This is a genomic window from Halomonas lysinitropha, assembly GCF_902500215.1.
Lineage (GTDB): Bacteria > Pseudomonadota > Gammaproteobacteria > Pseudomonadales > Halomonadaceae > Halomonas > Halomonas lysinitropha.
On the sequence record NZ_CABVOU010000039.1, the window covers coordinates 176980 to 194255 of the forward strand.

14 protein-coding genes are annotated in these 17276 nt (G+C 58.3%); 10 read left to right on the forward strand and 4 right to left on the reverse strand.

Annotated features, from left to right (window positions below):
- Positions 1–25 precede the first annotated feature (25 nt).
- From HALO32_RS12390 to HALO32_RS12400, 3 genes are all read left to right on the forward strand, one after another.
- Positions 26–628 carry a LysE family translocator gene (locus HALO32_RS12390; RefSeq protein ID WP_151444182.1) on the forward strand — a complete coding sequence of 201 codons (603 nt, stop codon included), beginning with the start codon at positions 26–28 and terminating at the stop codon, positions 626–628.
- A gap of 105 nt (positions 629–733) precedes the next feature.
- Positions 734–2632 carry an ABC transporter ATP-binding protein gene (locus tag HALO32_RS12395; protein WP_151444183.1) on the forward strand — a complete coding sequence of 633 codons (1899 nt, stop codon included), beginning with the start codon at positions 734–736 and terminating at the stop codon, positions 2630–2632.
- Complete coding sequence (locus HALO32_RS12400) at positions 2622–3305, forward strand: DNA-3-methyladenine glycosylase I (protein WP_151444184.1); 684 nt, start codon at positions 2622–2624, stop codon at positions 3303–3305. Before HALO32_RS12395 ends, HALO32_RS12400 begins: the two co-directional genes overlap by 11 nt.
- A 66-nt stretch (positions 3306–3371) precedes the next feature.
- On the opposite strand, the gene nfo is transcribed toward HALO32_RS12400, so the two are convergent.
- The 3 genes from nfo to HALO32_RS12415 form a co-directional block, all read right to left on the reverse strand.
- Entirely contained in the window at positions 3372–4220 is an 849-nt protein-coding gene (gene nfo / locus HALO32_RS12405; RefSeq protein WP_151444185.1) for a deoxyribonuclease IV, read from the reverse strand.
- A 254-nt stretch (positions 4221–4474) separates the two neighbouring features.
- Positions 4475–5899, reverse strand: a complete 1425-nt coding sequence (locus HALO32_RS12410) for a dihydrolipoyl dehydrogenase (RefSeq protein ID WP_192576498.1) — start codon at positions 5897–5899, stop codon at positions 4475–4477.
- 119 nt (positions 5900–6018) lie between these two features.
- Positions 6019–7404: a solute carrier family 23 protein gene (locus tag HALO32_RS12415; RefSeq protein ID WP_151444187.1), complete on the reverse strand. Its 1386-nt coding sequence runs from the start codon at positions 7402–7404 to the stop codon at positions 6019–6021.
- A gap of 420 nt (positions 7405–7824) precedes the next feature.
- Between HALO32_RS12415 and HALO32_RS12420 the strand changes: the two genes are divergently transcribed.
- From HALO32_RS12420 to HALO32_RS12435, 4 genes are all read left to right on the forward strand, one after another.
- Complete coding sequence (locus HALO32_RS12420; RefSeq protein ID WP_151444188.1) at positions 7825–8274, forward strand: OsmC family protein; 450 nt, start codon at positions 7825–7827, stop codon at positions 8272–8274.
- Positions 8275–8300: 26 nt separating this feature from the next.
- Entirely contained in the window at positions 8301–9092 is a 792-nt protein-coding gene (locus HALO32_RS12425) for an enoyl-CoA hydratase (protein ID WP_151444189.1), read from the forward strand.
- Between the two features lie 84 nt (positions 9093–9176).
- Positions 9177–10817 (forward strand): acyl-CoA synthetase, encoded by a 1641-nt coding sequence (locus HALO32_RS12430; protein WP_151444190.1) that lies wholly within the window; start codon positions 9177–9179, stop codon positions 10815–10817.
- 132 nt (positions 10818–10949) lie between these two features.
- A complete protein-coding gene (locus tag HALO32_RS12435) occupies positions 10950–11879 on the forward strand; it encodes a LysR family transcriptional regulator (protein WP_151444191.1) in 930 nt (309 codons plus the stop codon).
- Positions 11880–11971: 92 nt separating this feature from the next.
- On the opposite strand, the gene HALO32_RS18310 is transcribed toward HALO32_RS12435, so the two are convergent.
- Positions 11972–12463, reverse strand: a complete 492-nt coding sequence (locus HALO32_RS18310) for a site-specific integrase (RefSeq protein WP_407646867.1) — start codon at positions 12461–12463, stop codon at positions 11972–11974.
- A gap of 199 nt (positions 12464–12662) precedes the next feature.
- Here HALO32_RS18310 and HALO32_RS12445 point away from each other — a divergent pair, with 199 nt between their 5' ends.
- The 3 genes from HALO32_RS12445 to HALO32_RS12455 all read left to right on the forward strand — a co-directional run bounded on the left by HALO32_RS12445 (position 12663) and on the right by HALO32_RS12455 (position 17244).
- Positions 12663–13415 (forward strand): endonuclease/exonuclease/phosphatase family protein, encoded by a 753-nt coding sequence (locus tag HALO32_RS12445; protein WP_151444192.1) that lies wholly within the window; start codon positions 12663–12665, stop codon positions 13413–13415.
- An 85-nt stretch (positions 13416–13500) separates the two neighbouring features.
- Positions 13501–14742, forward strand: coding sequence for a hypothetical protein (locus tag HALO32_RS17975; RefSeq protein ID WP_192576499.1), 1242 nt, complete (start codon positions 13501–13503; stop codon positions 14740–14742).
- Between the two features lie 237 nt (positions 14743–14979).
- Positions 14980–17244 (forward strand): SIR2 family protein, encoded by a 2265-nt coding sequence (locus HALO32_RS12455; protein WP_192576500.1) that lies wholly within the window; start codon positions 14980–14982, stop codon positions 17242–17244.
- The last annotated feature ends 32 nt before the right edge of the window (positions 17245–17276 follow it).

Consider the following 17276-nt stretch of genomic DNA (forward strand, 5'->3'; position numbering starts at 1 on the left):
ATCCCTCCCGCATGGATTCAATGACATGGAAGCCCTGGCGTTCCTCGGGCCGGCGGCCCTCTATATGGTCTCGATGACCATCACCCCCGGTCCCAACAACGTGATGCTGACCGCCTCGGGCGCTAACTACGGCTTCCTGCGCACCTTGCCACATATGCTTGGCATCCTGGGCGGCTGCTTCCTGCTTTTTACCGGCATCGCCCTGGGACTGGGTATCCTCTTCGAGCGCTACCCGCTGGTGCAGACCACACTCCGCGTGGTGGGTAGCGTGTATCTTCTCTACCTGGCCTGGCGCATCGCCACGGCACCGCCGCCGGATCTGCGGCTGCGTGGCGAGGGCCGGCCGCTGAGCTTCTGGCAGGCGGCGGCCTTCCAGTTCGCCAACCCCAAGGCCTGGGTGATGGGGCTGGCGCTGATGGCCGGCTTCCTGCCGGCGGAGGGCGACATCCTGGTTAATGCCCTGCTGCTGGCCGGCTTCGCCGAGCTGGTGGGCTTTCCCTGCATCGCGCTCTGGGCGGGCTTTGGTACGGCCATCGGCCGCTGGCTCGACACTCCACGGGCCTGGCGGATCTTCAACGGCGTGATGGGTGCACTCACCGCCGCCTGTGTGATCTTCATTCTGGGCTGAGCGTGTTAACGGCGGATCCATCAGCCAGTGAGGGCGTAGCTGGGTGGGCTGCCCTCCAAGGGCCTCGATAATGTTGAGCTCAACCCCTGCAACCGGACGGCTGTCATGTTTCGCGCTCTTTTCCGCACCTTCGAGACCCTGGTGAATCCCTATCCCGAGGGAAAGCAGGGGACTCCGCCCCGGGGCTTGTTTGCCTTTATCCTGCACTTCTCGCGGCCGGTGCTGCCGCTGCTGGTCGTGATGTCGCTGCTCACGGCGCTGGTCTCGGCGGCGGAGGTGCTTTTCTTCAGCTACATGGGCGACCTGGTGGACTGGCTTTCCACGGCCGAGCGCGAGGGCTTCTTCGCCGAACATGGCTGGCGCCTGGCCGGCATGGCGGCGCTGGTGGTGGTCGGCCTGCCGCTGCTGACCCTGCTGCAGGCGCTGGTGACTCACCAGAGCATCTTCGGCAACTACCCGATGATCGGCCGCTGGCTGGCCCATCGCCACATGCTCGGCCAGAGCCTGGCCTTCTACCAGGATGAGTTCGCCGGACGGGTCTCCCAGAAGGTGATGCAGACGGCGCTGGCGATGCGCGAGACGGTGATGAAGCTGATGGACCTGATGGTCTATGTGCTCGTCTACTTCACCGGGGCCATGCTGCTGATGGGCCGCGCCGAGCCCTGGCTGATGCTGCCGCTGGTGCTCTGGCTGGCCGGCTATATCGCCATCATGTGGGCCTTCGTGCCGCGCCTGCGGGCGGTCTCCATGGCCCAGGCCGACGCCCGGGCGGTGATGACCGGGCGCATCGTCGACAGCTACAGCAACATCCAGACCATCAAGCTGTTTGCCGATACCCGCCGCGAGCAGGAGTACGCCCGCGATGCCATGCAGGGCTTCATGGGTACCGTGTATCGGCAGATGCGCCTGGCCACCGGCCTCACCGTGAGCCTGACGGTGCTCAACTCCCTGCTGCTGACCGGGGTGGCGGCCATGGCCATCGGCGCCTGGTACCTGGAGACGGTCTCGCTGGGCATCATTGCCGTGGCCATCGCCCTGGTGATGCGCATCCGCTTCATGTCCGACTGGATTCTCTGGGAGGTGGCCGGGCTGTTCGAGAACATCGGCACGGTACAGGATGGCCTCAACACCATCGCCCGGGAGCCGGCGGTTCAGGACGCGCCCGATGCCGCGGCGCTGGCGGTGCCGAAGGGCGAGATACGTTTCGACGCCGTGCGTTTCGGCTATGCGCGCCCGGACGGGGAGGGCGTTCGCGTCTTCGATGGCCTCGACCTGACCATCGCCCCCGGTGAGAAGGTGGGGCTGATCGGCCGCTCCGGGGCCGGCAAGTCGACCCTGGCCAGCCTGCTGCTGCGCTTCTTCGATCTGGAAGGCGGGCGCATCCTGATCGACGGCCAGGACATCGCCGAGGTGACCCAGGAGTCGCTGCGCCGGCATATCGGCATGGTGACCCAGGACACCTCCCTGCTGCACCGCTCGGTGCGCGACAACATCCGCTACGGCAGCCCCCAGGCCAGCGAAGCGCAGATCCAGGAGGCGTTGCGTCGCGCCCATGCCGATACCTTCATCGATGACCTGGTGGACCTGCAGGGCCGCCGCGGCCTGGATGCTCATGTGGGAGAGCGCGGGGTCAAGCTCTCCGGCGGCCAGCGCCAGCGCATCGCCATCGCCCGGGTGCTGCTCAAGAACGCCCCCATCCTGGTGCTGGACGAGGCCACCTCGGCGCTGGATTCCGAGGTGGAGGCGGCGATCCAGGAGCAGCTCTACACGCTGATGGAGGGCAAGACGGTGATCGCCATCGCCCATCGCCTCTCCACCATCGCCATGCTCGACCGCCTGGTGGTGTTAGACGAGGGCCAGATCGTGGAGAGCGGCACCCATGGCGAGCTGCTCGCCAAGGGCGGCCTCTATGCCGCCCTGTGGCAGCGCCAGTCCGGCGGCTTCATCGGGGTGGACGTGGAGGAGAGTGAGGCACAGGCAGAGCGAGGCAGGCATGGGACTTGATTATCGATGGCTCCGCGACACGGTCCGCCGGCGTTTCGAATCCGACGACGCCATGGAGGCCTTCCTCCCCCGGGCGCTGACCCCCGACGAGCTGAAGCGGCTGGGGGATGACCGCTACCTCTCCGCAATGAGTCGGCGGGTATTCCGGGCCGGCATGCAGCACTCGGTGGTTGATGCCCGGTGGCCCGCCTTCGAGGAGGCCTTCTGGGGCTTCGCGCCCGAGACGCTGGTGTTGCTTACCCCGGAGCAGATCGAAGGCTTCATGCAGGATGAGCGCCTTATCCGCCATCGCACCAAGCTGCAGACCATCCCCCGGAACGCGCAATTCATCCTGGATATCCGTCAGGAGCAGGGCGGAAACTTCGGCGAGTTCATCGCCGACTGGCCGAGCAGCGATATCGTCGGCCTCTGGCGCCTGCTGGCCAGGCGTGGCGCTCGCCTGGGCGGACGCTCGGCCGCCGGCTTCCTGCGCCTGGTCGGCAAGGACACCTTCCTACACACCAGCGATGTGGTGGCCCGCCTGGCCGCCGCCGGCATCGTGGACCAGACGCCCACGAGCCAGCGCGACCAACAGCGAGTACAGGACGCCTTCAATGCGTTGCAGCAGGCGTCCGGCAGGCCGCTCTGCCAGCTCTCGGCGATGCTCTCCTTGAGCATCAATCCCGGGTTCTAGCGCACGCCGTTGTGAATGCCGTCGTCACGGCTCGCGCCGGGGCAGGGCGGCGTCAGCGCGGATCACTCAGGTGGTGGTGACCTGAGCGCGCAGCCAGGCGATCTCCTCGGCCCAGATCGCCGGCTCGACAGTTTCCAGCACCATGGGAATCCCGTCGATGCGCGGGTCGCGCATGAGGGTGGTGAAGGCGTCCAGCCCGATGTTGCCCTCGCCCAGGCTGTGATGGCGATCGACGCGGCTGGCGAATGCGCTCTTGGCGTCATTCAGGTGCATGCCGCGCAGGTACGTGAAGCCTACCACCTTGTCGAACTCATCCAGCGTGGCGGTGGTGGCCTCGGCGGTGCGCAGGTCGTAACCGGCGGCGAAGGCGTGGCAGGTATCGATGCAGACCCCGACCCGCGATCTGTCATCAACCTGGTCGATGATCTCGGCCAGGTGCTCGAAGCGCCAGCCCAGGTTGGTGCCCTGGCCGGCGGTGTTCTCGATCACCGCCGTCACGTCGCGGGTCTCGGCGAGCACCTGGTTGATGGAGTCGGCGATGCGGGTGAGGCACTCGCTCTCGCTGATCTTCTTCAGGTGGCTGCCGGGATGGAAGTTGAGCAGGGTGAGGCCGAGCTGCTCGCAGCGCTGGAACTCGTCGAGAAAGGCCGCCCGGGACTTCTCGAGCCCGGCACTCTCCGGGTGGCCGAGGTTGATCAGGTAGCTGTCGTGGGGAAGGATCTGCCCCGGGCCGAAGCCGTGTTTATCGCAGGCCGTGCGGAAGGCCTCGATGGCCTCGTCGGTCAGCGGCTTGGCGTTCCACTGGCGCTGGTTCTTGGTGAACAGGGCGAAGGCATCGGCGCCGATCTCCACGGCGCGCAACACCGCCTGGTCGGGGCCGCCGGCGGCACTGACATGGGCTCCGAGGTATTTCACGCGGGATTCCTTCCATTATCGCTTCGGTGTGGCCCTATCATAGCATCGCGACAACCAGACTCGACTTTGCAACCCCGCTGGGCCTCGCATAGGCTCAAGCGTCAAGCCACGAAAATCCTGGCAGACCTGCATCAGTCCAAAGAGCCTGTACTGAAACCTAGGCACATGGCAAAAGCATCGACGCGAAGCGGCTTTTCCGCCGGCGCTGTGAGGCGGACCGCTTACGCGCCTCCTGACACTCCGGGACGAAACAACTAGGCAATCTCTTCCGAGACGCTCGTGGCCTCAACCTCGTAATGCTTGCGCTTTTTCTGGGCATCGATCAAGACCTCCCGCAGCAGTTCTTCAGCGCTGGGATGGTAGACAGGCATCGACAATACCTGCTTCGCCGTCATGTTGTGTGTGATGGCCAGGGCAAGCAGGTGGGCCAGGTGCTCGGCCTGGTACCCCAGCAACTCGGCACCGAGGATGACGCCGGTTCGCGCGTCCAGGTAGACCTGTATACGCCCCTGGGCCTTGTTCCAGACCACATGCCGGGGACTTGTGAACGGCAGGTCGCCGATCACGATCTCCCGGTCCTGAAGTTGTCGGAAGCGTTGACCGATGGTGGCGATCTGGGGGTCGGTAAAGAGCACCATCAACGGCGGTCGGCGCTCGGCAGGTACCGTTTCCGGATAGCTCAGGGCATTGTCGGCGGCGATACGTCCCTCATCGTAGGCTTCGTGCCACACCGGCAGCTGGTCGGTTGCATCCCCGGCAATGAACACGGGATGGCCGGCGCAGCGCATCGTCTGCGGGTCGGCTGTCACCGCACCGGATTCACCGGGTTCCATGCCGCCATGCTCTATCCCCAACCGGTCGACGTTTGAGACCCTCCCCGTGGCGACCAGCACCCTGTCGAACACCCGGGTAACCCACTGGCCGTTCGACTGTTCGTACTCGATCCAGGCACCTTCCGCGTCCTCCCAGGTGCTGATCACTCGGCCGCTGGGGTAGCAATCGAGTTCGGCGCCGAGGATCTCGAGCGCTTCCTGTTGCATGGCCGGGTGGGTGAGGGCGTTGATCGTTCCGGAACGGCCATAGATGGCAGTTTCGACGCCCAGGCGGTGGAGTGCCTGCCCCAGTTCCAGCGCAATGACGCCCATGCCGATCACGGCGATCGAGCGGGGCAGGTCCTCCAGTTCGAAGAGCGTGTCGCTGGTGAGGACGCGGGCCATCACGGGCTCGAATACTGCGCTGATGGCAGGCCGCGAGCCGCAGGCGAGGATGATCCTTTGCGCCCTTACCTCGACCGATTCGCCCACCCTGAGCCGGCCCGGCGCGATGAACCGGGCGCGACCCTCCAGTTTGTGGTGGGCCGGAATCTTGTCGACGTAACGGAGGTTGTTGGCGACGAATCGATGATCCCGCTCCCGGCGCAACCGTTCGAGGACCTTGCGGCCATCCACGCGACCCGAGGCCGACACCCCGAAGAACTCGCTGTTGGCCAGGTGGTGCGCGTGATCGGCAGCGGTGATGAGCAGCTTGCTGGGCATGCAGCCGACCCGAGCGCAGGTGGTGCCGTAGGGGCCGTCCTGGATCATTACCAGGCTGTCGGTCCGGCGGCTGATCTTCGAGTAGGCGCCGAGTCCCGAGGTGCCGGCGCCGACGATCGCGTATTCAACATTCAGGGTCTTCATGGTGGTTTCACTCATGCGCCCGCGCTGCGGCGATGGCAACAACGGGGCGTTCATCCGGTGGGCGGTGGAAGGCGATTGGCCGACGGAGCCAATCGCCGCGGGCTAGCCTCCGGGAGAAGTCAGTTATTGCCGAAGTCGGCGGCCTTCTCCTCCAGATGGATAGGCTCTTCGGGTTCCTCATCGACGTGTTCGGCCAGCGCTTTCTTGCTGCGCTTTTCGATGATGAGGTAGAGGATGATACCGACCCCTAGACCCCAGGCCGCGCCGTGGACCGCCAGCACGACCCCCATGATGCCGGCGACCCCCATGGCGGTAGCGTCCTTTACCTGCTCCACCGCCACAGTGATGCAGAGGTAGCCGGTGATCAGCAGGGTGATGGAGAGGGCGATCGGCAGCACCGGTTTGAACAGGGTCACCAGGGGCAGCAGAAACAGCGCCAGGAAGCCGACGATCCAGAACACCCCGGCACCGCTGTAGATGGTATCCATCGCCGATCGACCGTAGCGATAACGCTCGGCGATGGTGGCCATGACGCCGGTGAAGAGCGGTCCGGACAGGCCCGGGTAAGGGGCAAACAGGCTGTGAATGAGGTTGCGGATGGCCGTGACGATATGCACCCGGTCGACGTTGACTTCGATCTTCTCGTCGGGGCGCAGGTGATCGACCCTGGCCAGCAGGCTCTGGCCCACGATGATGTCACCGAAGGCGATGATGTAGGCGATGATCGCGGTCGGAATCGCCATCCAGAGGATATCCAGGCCGGGGAAGCCCACCGTGAAGGGCAGGTAGTTCCACATCTCGGTGAAGGCCGGAGAGGTGAGGCCGAATTCCACCGCCGGCAGAGGATATTCGCTGATGATCCAGCCGATGCCGATGGCGACCAGGGTGCCGGGAACCATGCCGTAGCTGGAGAGGATCTTGGCCCAGCGATTCTTCTCGACCAGGTCGCGGAAGGAGAGCGAGAAGAGCGTGTAGGCGGTGACCGCAAAACCGATGCTCAGCGCCCAGGGGGTGTTGGCCAGGCGACCGCCCTCGGAGATCTCCCCGGTGATGGCGGCGATGCCGGCGCCGAGCAGGATGCCCGCCTTCATGGAACTGGGAATGAGGTTGACCAACTTGGTACCCAGGCGGGTGATACCCAGGAAAAAGAAGATGAAGGTCATCACCAGTTGCAGCCCCACCAGGGCCCTGATGGCCTCGGGACCGGCCTCGAACTGACCGATGAACAGCAGGACCACCGGGATGGCAGGGGTGATCCAGCCGGGGACGAACGGGACCCCCAGCAGGTTGGGGAGCATGAAGCCGACGCCGCAGACCACCACGAACGCCAATGCCACATCGTAGGGCACGCCGAGGTACTGCTCCAGCAGTGGAATCATCCCTAGTGAGACCACGAACATGATCAATGCCTGGATGGTTTCCGCGGTTTCCCAGCGGTAATGGATGAAGGGTATGGCCGCCCAATAGGGGTGCTCCTCTCCGTACTTGCGATCAATCAAAGACATGTTGGACTCCTCGTCTTTTTATAGGGTGCTTTGTTGTTTAAAAGACGTGCCTGGGTGGTTGGGAGTTGTCGGTTCTGGTTTCGTCTCCTGCTTGAATGGACAAGCCAGGATGAGACGCGCCGTAGAGAGTGTGTTGCTGGAATGTCGTTAACCTGGTTGCGTCAGGCAGAGACAGCCTGGCCGTGGCCTCGTGCGGGGTAAAGCGATCATTTCTCAACATTTGGCTTAGTGTGAATAATCCAGGATTTGGGCTCGGGCGGCGGGCCCTGCTGGCCTCTCAGGAGCATGCCAGTAAGCCGCGGAAGAGGGCTGCAGGGCTTCACATTAGCCAGGCTAACCCAACTGCTTAGCAATCGTCGTTTTACAGCGATTTCCCGGGTCGCTTACCGTTACGTCATTCGCAAGCAGGAGGCTTTATCCATGTCAGTTCATCAGTCCGCTATCCGTTGGCAGCACAACCCCCACGCAACCGACGCCAACACCTACTCGCGCAATCACTGTGTGACGTTGAATGGTGACCAGCAGGTCGACGTGTCCGCATCGGTTGAATTCAAGGGCGATCCAAGCTGCGCCGACCCGGAGCAGATGCTGATCAGTGCGGTGTCCAGTTGCCACATGCTGTTTTTCCTGGCAATCGCCGAATTCCAGGGGTATCGGGTCGAATCCTATGAGGACGACCCGGTCGGCCATCTCGAGAGCAGTAACAAGAAAGGGTTGGAGATCACGCGGATCGAGCTGTCGCCGCGCATTACCTTCGGCGGCGACAAGATGCCGGATGAAAAGGCGATATCCCGAATCCATGCCAACGCCCACAAGAGCTGTTTCATCCGCAATTCGATCACCGCCGAGGTGACGATCAACCATCTGTAATGAGCCATCGCTGGCGGGAGTCATGTATGAACCAGAATCAAGCGTCGAACGACATCCTTCTCAGGGAAGACCAGGGTGGGGCCGTCACCCTCACATTGAACCGGCCGGACAAGTTCAACACGCTCTCCGACGCGATGCTGGCCACACTGCAGCGGGAGCTGGATGCGATCGCCGCCGACCCTGCTGTTCGCTGTGTGGTGATCAGTGCGTCGGGGCGGGGGTTTTGCGCCGGTCACGATCTGCGGGAAATGCGCGCCAATCCCGACAAGTCCTATTACCAGGAACTGTTTCGCGGCTGCAGCCGGGTGATGCAGAGCGTCGTTGCGTTGCCGGTACCGGTTATCGCCAAGGTTCAGGGCATGGCCACGGCGGCGGGGTGCCAGCTGGTGGCCAGCTGCGACCTGGCCATCGCTGCTCGATCGGCCCGCTTCGCGGTCTCGGGCATCAACGTGGGCCTGTTCTGCTCAACCCCCGCGGTGGCGCTTTCCCGCAACGTCTCTTCCAAGCGGGCGTTCGACATGCTGGTGACCGGTGACTTCATCGATGCGGACACGGCCCTGGAGTGGGGACTCGTGAGTGGCGTGACCGCGGATGCCGAGCTGGAGGCTGCCGTGAGCGCCAAGGTGGAGCAGATCCTCAGTAAGAGCCCGGCGGCGGTGCGCTTCGGCAAGTCCATGTTCCATCCCCAGCGTCAGATGGCATTGGCCGATGCCTACGAACTTGCTGGCAATGTGATGGCCGAGAACATGATGAGTCCCGACGCAGGCGAGGGGATCGATGCCTTTCTGGCCAAGCGCAAACCCGCTTGGGCGGAGTAGCGCCACGGCGTGCGCCAGAGAATCGACATGCCGGTTGCAAGGCCGGGGCGCTGAACCCTCCATGACAACAATAGGGGCAAGACCATGAGTGATATCTGCCATTTCAATGACACGCTCGAGAAAAATGCGGCGAATCATGTGCCGCTCTCTCCCTTGAGTTTCATCAAGCGGGCCGCCGCTGTTTATCCCGAGCGGACGGCGCTGATCTACAACGAGACGCGCTACAGCTGGCAGCAGACCTATTCCCGCTGCTGCCGACTGGCTTCCCTGTTGAAGCGTTTCGGCATCAGTCGGGGCGATACGGTGGCCGTCATGCTGCCGAATGTCCCCGCCATGTACGAGGCCCACTTCGGTATTCCCATGCGGGGGGCGGTGTTGAATGCGATCAACATCCGTCTGAATCCGGACGCGGTCGCCTTCATTCTCGACCATAGCCGTTCGCGCCTGCTGCTGGTCGATCCCGAGTACGCCGATGTGGTCGAAAAGGCCTTGGCCCGGATGGAAGGACCCGCGCCCACGGTGATCAATGTCTCCGACCCGAGCCAGGGCGAAGAGCGCTTCATCGGTGACCTGGAGTACGAGGCGTTGCTCGCCGAGCAACCGGAGCAGGACGACTGGCAGCTGCCGGCCGACGAGTGGGATGCGATCGCGCTGGGCTATACCTCCGGCACCACCGGCAATCCCAAGGGGGTCGTCAGCCACCACCGCGGCGCTTACCTCAATGCCGTCAGCAACGTCCTCTCCTGGACGCTGCCCCGGGAGGTGGTCTACCTGTGGACCCTGCCGATGTTCCACTGCAACGGCTGGTGCTTCCCGTGGACGCTGGCGGCGATCGGCGGCACCAGCGTCTGTCTGCGCCGGGTCGATCCGGAGGTGATCCTGGGTCTGATCAGGAAACACCGGGTCAGCCACTACTGCGGCGCGCCCGTCGTCCACGCCATGATCGCCGACGCAGCCGTTGCGGCATCGGAGCCGATCGAGCACAAGGTGTCGGGGCTGATCGCCGGGGCGGCGCCACCCGCGTCGGTGCTGGAGCGGATGGAAAGGATCGGCTTCGAGCTTACCCACGTCTACGGCCTGACCGAGACCTATGGCCCCGCCTCGGTATGCGCCAAGCAGGACGGCTGGGATCAGCGCCCCCTGGAGGAGCGTGTCCGGCTCAACGGGCGCCAGGGGGTGACCTATCCGCTGCAGGAAAGCGTCGCGGTGCTGGACCCGGTCACGCAGGAACCCGTCCCCGCCGACGGTGAGACGGTGGGCGAGATCATGTTCCGCGGCAATATCGTCATGAAGGGCTACCTGCGCAACGAGGCCGCCACCCGCGAAGCCTTTTCCGGCGGCTGGTTTCACTCCGGCGACCTGGCCGTGGTGGAAGCGGACGGCTACATCAAGATTCGTGACCGACTGAAGGACGTGATCATCTCGGGCGGGGAAAACATCACCTCGCTGGAGGTCGAGGACGTTATCCAGCGCCACGACGACGTCGAGCTCGCGGCCGTGGTGGCGATGGCAGACGCCAAGTGGGGCGAAGTCCCGGCGGCCTTTGTCCAGTTGCGGCCCGGCAGCGAGTTGAGTGAAGAGGCCCTGATCGCGTTCTGTCAGGAGAATATCAGCCGCTTCAAGGCGCCCAAGAAGGTGATCTTCGGGGCGTTGCCGACCACCTCGACCGGCAAGATCCAGAAGTTCCTGTTGCGCCAGCAACTCGAGTCACGGCTTTCCGCCTGAGCCGGTCGGCACGGTGGGGCAGAAGCGGTCCAGGGGCGCGGCCTGTCTTTTCTATCACTGGCGATTATAGTGGCCGTCGCACGCGTCACGGATCGCGCACTGTCCCATCGCCCTCCCGAGTGAGTATTGGTCATGTCACGACGCCCACCGCTGATCGCACTCTCCTACTTCGAGGTTGCCGCGCGAACCAGGAGTTTCACCGCGGCTGCCAAGGAGCTCAATGTCACGCCGGCGGCCATCAGCCATCAGGTCAAGGCGCTGGAGGAGTATCTCGGCGTCGATCTGTTCGTGCGCCATCACCGGCGGGTCAGCCTGACCCCGGCGGCGCGCGTGGCCCTGCCGGAACTGCAGGAGGGGTTCGAGACCCTGGGGCGTGCCGTGGACAAGATTCGCGCCTACGGCGAGGAGCGCCTGATCGTCACCGTATGTGCCGAGCCGCTGTTCGCCACCAAGTGGATCGTGCCGCGCCTGCACCGTTTCTACGCCCGCTGCCCGGAGGCCGAAGTGCGGCTGCAGGCGAGCCTGCACACGGTGGACCGCAGCCGTGAGAGCGATTTCGGGGTTGCCGAGCTCAAGCGCGCCGGCGTCGACGTTTCCGTACGCCTCGGTTACGGCCGTTATGCCGACATCGAGCCGCAGCGCCTCATGGGGCTCGAGCTTGTACCCATCGGCACACCGGAGATGGTGGCCAGCGTGGACGCTGTCGACTCCCTGAGCCGGCTGCCGCTGCTGTGCGACAGCACTCTCAGCCGCTTCGACGAGCCTTGCGGCTGGAAGGAGTGGTTTCAGCTGCAGGGAGGCGACATCGGAACGCTCCGGGAACTGAGATTCGGCAACGGGCTGCTCGCGCTGGAAGCGGCCCTTGCCGGCCAAGGGATCCTGCTCGGCAGCCGGGACCTCCATCAGGCGGAACTCGAGGCCGGCAAACTGGTGGTTGCCACCGAATGCCCCCTCCACTGTGACCAGGCGTACTACGTCGTCAGCGCCGGCGCCGGCCTGGAACGCCCCATCGCCACTCAGTTCCGCGAATGGCTGGTGGACGAGGCCAACCTGCCCGCCTGAATGCCAAAAGCCGGCCCTGGCGCGCCACCACCAACAGCTCCCTCCGACCAAAGCTGGCTTTGCATGCCTCTCCCACTCGCCTACGCTGGTCTTCAAGGTCGCGAAGACGCCCTGACTGACAAAGACATCGACGGAACGCAGGGACTATCGCATGGATGGCGGAGGTCATCGCAACATGCCCAGGTAGGGGCGGTAGCGTGGCTGAATCTTTCCCATAACTGCCTTATGGAACAAGACGGCGGGAAGATGTCGCGGACGCCTGGCGGGCGAGACTTCTTCGATATGCCCCAGGGGTGATCGAGAACGGGTCGATAGAGAAACACGAGGGCATTCAGCGCCCGATTCTGCGTGGCCGCCGCCACCTGGCGTTCCACCGCCAAATGTTCCAGGAAGGCGCGTACCTCTGCGCCTCCCATGCCGGCGAGATGCCGTATACCGTGGAAACGAATGAAGTAGCGAATCCAGTAGCAGTAGGTCTTCTCTGTACGTGGACTGTAGCGCTTTACCCGCATGGTGGCCTTTACTCGGTCCATCAGCTTCGGCGGTCTGCTTTGCGACTCCATACCGCCTCCCTCCAGATGCATGGATATGCATACAATATTATTGGTGATGGCAAAACGTGCAAGCGCGCGAATTCTGTATAGGTAGCCGAATTATACTTCGGGTTATGTCAAATCAATAAGTTAGGTGCGAAGAAACGTGCTCGATAACGTTGTTGAACGCGCAGGCGTGTTTATCCAATATCAGGGTGTGCAGTCCAATCACTGTTAACTGACTCTATCTATGAAAGTCGTAACTTGGAACTGTAATGGAGCACTCAGACGAAAGCTTGCAGAAGCAGATAGCTTGCGAGCTGATGTCTTGGTGGTTCAGGAATGTGAAGATCCTGCGCTATCGACGCCCGCGTATAGAGATTGGGCCGGTTCTTACCTTTGGGTAGGCGAGTCAAAAAATCGAGGTATCGGCATTTTTCCGCGAAACGGTCATCGAGTCGAAAAGTTAACTTGGAGTGGCAGCTTTGCCGTCCTTGGGCTTATCAGCAAAAGTGATACACTGAATTGGAGCACAGAAGATCTCAGGCTTTTTCTCCCTTTCACTATCAATAAAGATTTCACCGTGCTGGCCGTCTGGACTAAGGGGCGCAATGAAGAAGCATTTGGCTACATGGGGCAATTCTGGAAGTACCTTCAGATTCACCGTGACGATCTTAGCGGGCCAAAGACAGTCATTCTCGGCGATTTTAATAGCAATGTGCGCTGGGATAAGCCGGACCGCTGGTGGAATCACTCAGACGTAGTTGCTGAGCTCAGCGAGATGGGTTTCAAGAGCCAGTATCATCGAGTCTTCGAGGAAGAACAGGGCAATGAGACCAGCCCAACATTTTTCTTGCAGCGGAACCGCGAGAAGGCCTATCACATTGACTATGTTTTCACCTCGTCAGACTTTGCAGAAGAATGTAGTTTGCAGGTCGGTCAGCGCGACGAGTGGATTTCAATAAGTGACCACGTACCGTTGACGTTGAGCATCAACAGTTAACAATCGGCTGCACAGCGACCGATTTTCCGCCGCTTTGCGGCTACAAGCCGGCGCGTGAGCCGGGCGTTAGCCACGGAGAGGTAAAATGGGACCTATTGCACTTTTCGATAAGTCGTTCTTGCAGTCATTGAGCCTCGATGAATCTGTTTGGTTCGATCAATTCTTTATTCCAAATATTTCTCCGCTATTTTATGTGGAAACGTTAGCTGATTTAGATAAGGAAATGAGTAGAGGCAGAACTGCTGATCAAGTAGTTGGTAATATTGCTGAGAAGTCACCTCAGTTGAGTGGAGCTCCTAACGTCCATCATAGTGAATTACTGCTAGCCAATTTATTGGGGCAGCCGGTTTCAATGTCCAATAGACCAATCGTTGCAGGTGGGCGGCCTGTGGAATCGGGAGGAAAGCGAGGTGTAAACATTGATATTTCTCCCGAAGCGAAAGCATTCAATAGGTGGCAAGATGGAGAATATCTACAGATAGAAAGAGAATTTGCAAGAGCCTGGCGAGCACATATTAAATCTTTATCCTTTGAGAGTTCATCTGACTACGCCCAAAAATTGGGGATAGATATTTCACAGTGCAAAAATATGGATGACGCTTTCGCTGCCGCTAGTCAGATGGTCAGTATCTCAAGTAAGCCTTATGACTTAATTGCCTTCATTGTTAAAACAATCGGGATCCCCCCAGAGTATCAACGGGAATTCGTACATAGATATCAAGTCTCTGGATTTCCGCCACTAAATCGCTATGCCCCGTATGCTGCTCATGTAATTAAAGTTGAAGTCTTTTTTCACATTTGCGTGTCTCGGGGATTTATTTCAGCCGATCGACCCTCAAACAAAATTGATATAGCATATCTCCATTATTTACCTTTTTGTAACATCTTTATATCTGGAGATAGATTGCATCGGAGTACTGCCAGTCTTTTTCTTGGTAAAGATCAGAGATTCGTTTGGGGGCCGGATCTTAAAACAGATCTAAAAAGATTAAACGACCATTACTTGACGTTGCCTCAAGAAACCAAGGATAGAGGCGTGATTTCATTCGCCAGCAAACCTCCAACCGAAGGTGGTTTTTTGACTGCAGAGCTTTGGGATATGATGAGCACAAGCTGGCGAAAGAAAAGTGAGAATTTGGCTCCCCTTTCAAGTGAAGCAAATGACAAACTTCTTCAACATATTAAAGGCTTCACTGATGCGCCAACCCTACCATCTGATCAAATGCCAGACCCCACTGAGGAATTGGACAGTCTATCCATACAGAGGTCTATCAGAAGAAAAAGAGGTAGCTGGTATCAAGTTCCTAAGGACCTTAAAAATGGCTAACAAAGTGCTGCTGTCGGACAAATTTTCGGTGCGCTCCAAATTTGCCGCAGAGCGCGGCGTTAGACGTATATCTAGTCAACACGCTATGACTGATGGACAAATAAATTCCGAGCTTATAAGAGAAGAGCACTAATGAAATAACTAAAGACTCTAGACCCAGAAGGCTCCATTCTTTTTCTTGGATCGGGATTCTCGGTCGCATCGAAAAACATACTTGGCGAATCGTTACCCAGCGGATTGAAGCTTAAGTCTATTTTTGCCGAAATCGTCGGTGTAGATAAAAACGATCATAATTTCCAAACGTTAGCTGACGAAGTGGCTAGGACTACTGACTTATACCAACTTCTCTACGAAACATTCACCATTAATGAACTTTCTGAAGCTCAGCTTAAGCTTTTGGAGCTCCCTTGGCTTCGTATCTATACTACAAATTATGATGATAGCGTTGAGAAAGCTTTTTTTGATTTAAAGCGTAGTTTTAAGTCGTTCAACTATGATGAAAAGAAACCTAGAAAAATCCTTCCGGGTTCCGTTGTCCACTTGCATGGCACGATAGGAAAAACAAACAGGGGTAATGTATTAGAGCAGTTAATATTAAATGAAGGTTCGTATATCAAGCAGCATTTCGAGAATTCGATTTGGTATGACGAATTTATACGGGACATTAGGTTTGCAACGAATTGCTTCTTTATTGGGTATAGCCTCTCAGACTACCATATATCAGCGCTTCTTCATCCGGTGACTGATATTAAAGATAAAACCTATTTCGTTAATAGGTCAACCGATAAAATATTTGAGAGAAGGGTTCAAAATTATGGCCAAGTAATCCCGGAAGGTCTTGAAGATTTTTCTAAGAGGTGCATCAGCCTGCCACGACTTGACCGACTTAAAGATCCTTTTTCACTTAAATCCTTTAGGTATTTTGATCCACACAAAGACAAAAAGACATTGGCGCCACCAACTGCTATAGAGATTCTTAATCTTGTTACGTATGGGACTTTTAATGAAAAGCGCTGTATTGCATCATTGCCTGGACGAACCTATGTTGTTCCTCGTCAAGAACGAGTTGAAAACGCAGCTGCTATATTAAAAACTGCACGTAGTCTACTTGTTCATTCCCGGTTAGGAAACGGAAAGTCTCTGTTTCTAAGCCTTCTTGCTTATAAGCTGTCGGAGATTGGATATAAATGCTTCTGGTGTCAAGATATATCCCCGACATTGAATCAAGATATAAATGCTCTTCATTCATTGAACAATGTTGTAATTATCTTTGACTCATATGATGTAGCCCTTGACGTAATTCGGGCCACTGCAGATAGGCTGGATGCAGCTAAATTCGTGATCGCTATTAGGACCGGAATACAGGACGTTCGCCTGCACGAAATTCGAGAGCGCCTGCCCTCACCGTTGGAAAGGATAAATCTAAATGGCCTATTGGAAGCCGAGAAAGACGATTTTTTCCATTTGCTTGATGATGCGGGAATTTTGGAGCCTGCACTTAGGAAAGAATTGTCTCGATGTGAAGATATTCGAGAGGTCGTAACTTCCGTCTACAAGCACTCAGGGATCAAAGAGAAGCTGCAACAGGAGCTTGAACCCATACTCGGCGACTCAACTTTACGTACGGCTATGGTCTCTATCCATTTGTTAAACATTGCTGGACAATACCCTGATTCGGCATTCTTAAGGGCAATTACAGGTGGTGATACATACGTTTTAGCCTCGAAGTTTAGGGAGGCGGCTTCAGAAATTGTTCATTTTAATGGGGATGATCTTCGCCCCCACTCTCCGATATTCTCTGAATATTTGTCGGAAAATTTTTTTGATGCTGAAGATGTAGTTTCCAGCATTTATAGTATAGTTACAGAAGGGGTAAGGAGAAAGCCGCGTCGGCCTTATCAAGCGATTACTAGCTATTTTATGCAGGTCACAAATCTTAAGCGTTTAGTTAAAGGTTCGAACCAAAGTTCATTATTGGCTGGTCTGTTTGATCAGTTGCACAGGGACATTAATGTAAATGGTGAGCCATTATTTTGGTTGCAATATTCGATACTGATGATGGATATGAAGGAGCTCGGGGCGGCAGAACGCTTCTTAAATACTGCATACGCAAGAGCAAGTTCTTTAACAGGTTTTAAAACATTCCAACTAGATACACATGCACTTCGTATACTCTTGATGCTCGAATCGGCAGATACAGAATCGAAGTCCGTAGTACGGTTTGAGCAAATCCTTACACAGCTGGATAATATTGCTTCGATGCTAAATGAAGCGAGTCATCGGCCATATGCTCTCCGTGCGTTGAAGGAGTTGGAAAACTTTGTACGTGTTCGCGGCTATGCTCTAACCGTCACGGAATGTAACGCTTTACTGATGCATTTGAATCGTTTGACGGCAACCCTTCAATCTGTCCAATTCGATGATGACAGTTATGCCGAATCACAAGAAACATCGACTATTCTGGAGAGCGTAAAAGAAATAATACTAATGCGCTCAGCGTAATATAGAAAGCATGTGAAACATAGGGGTACCAA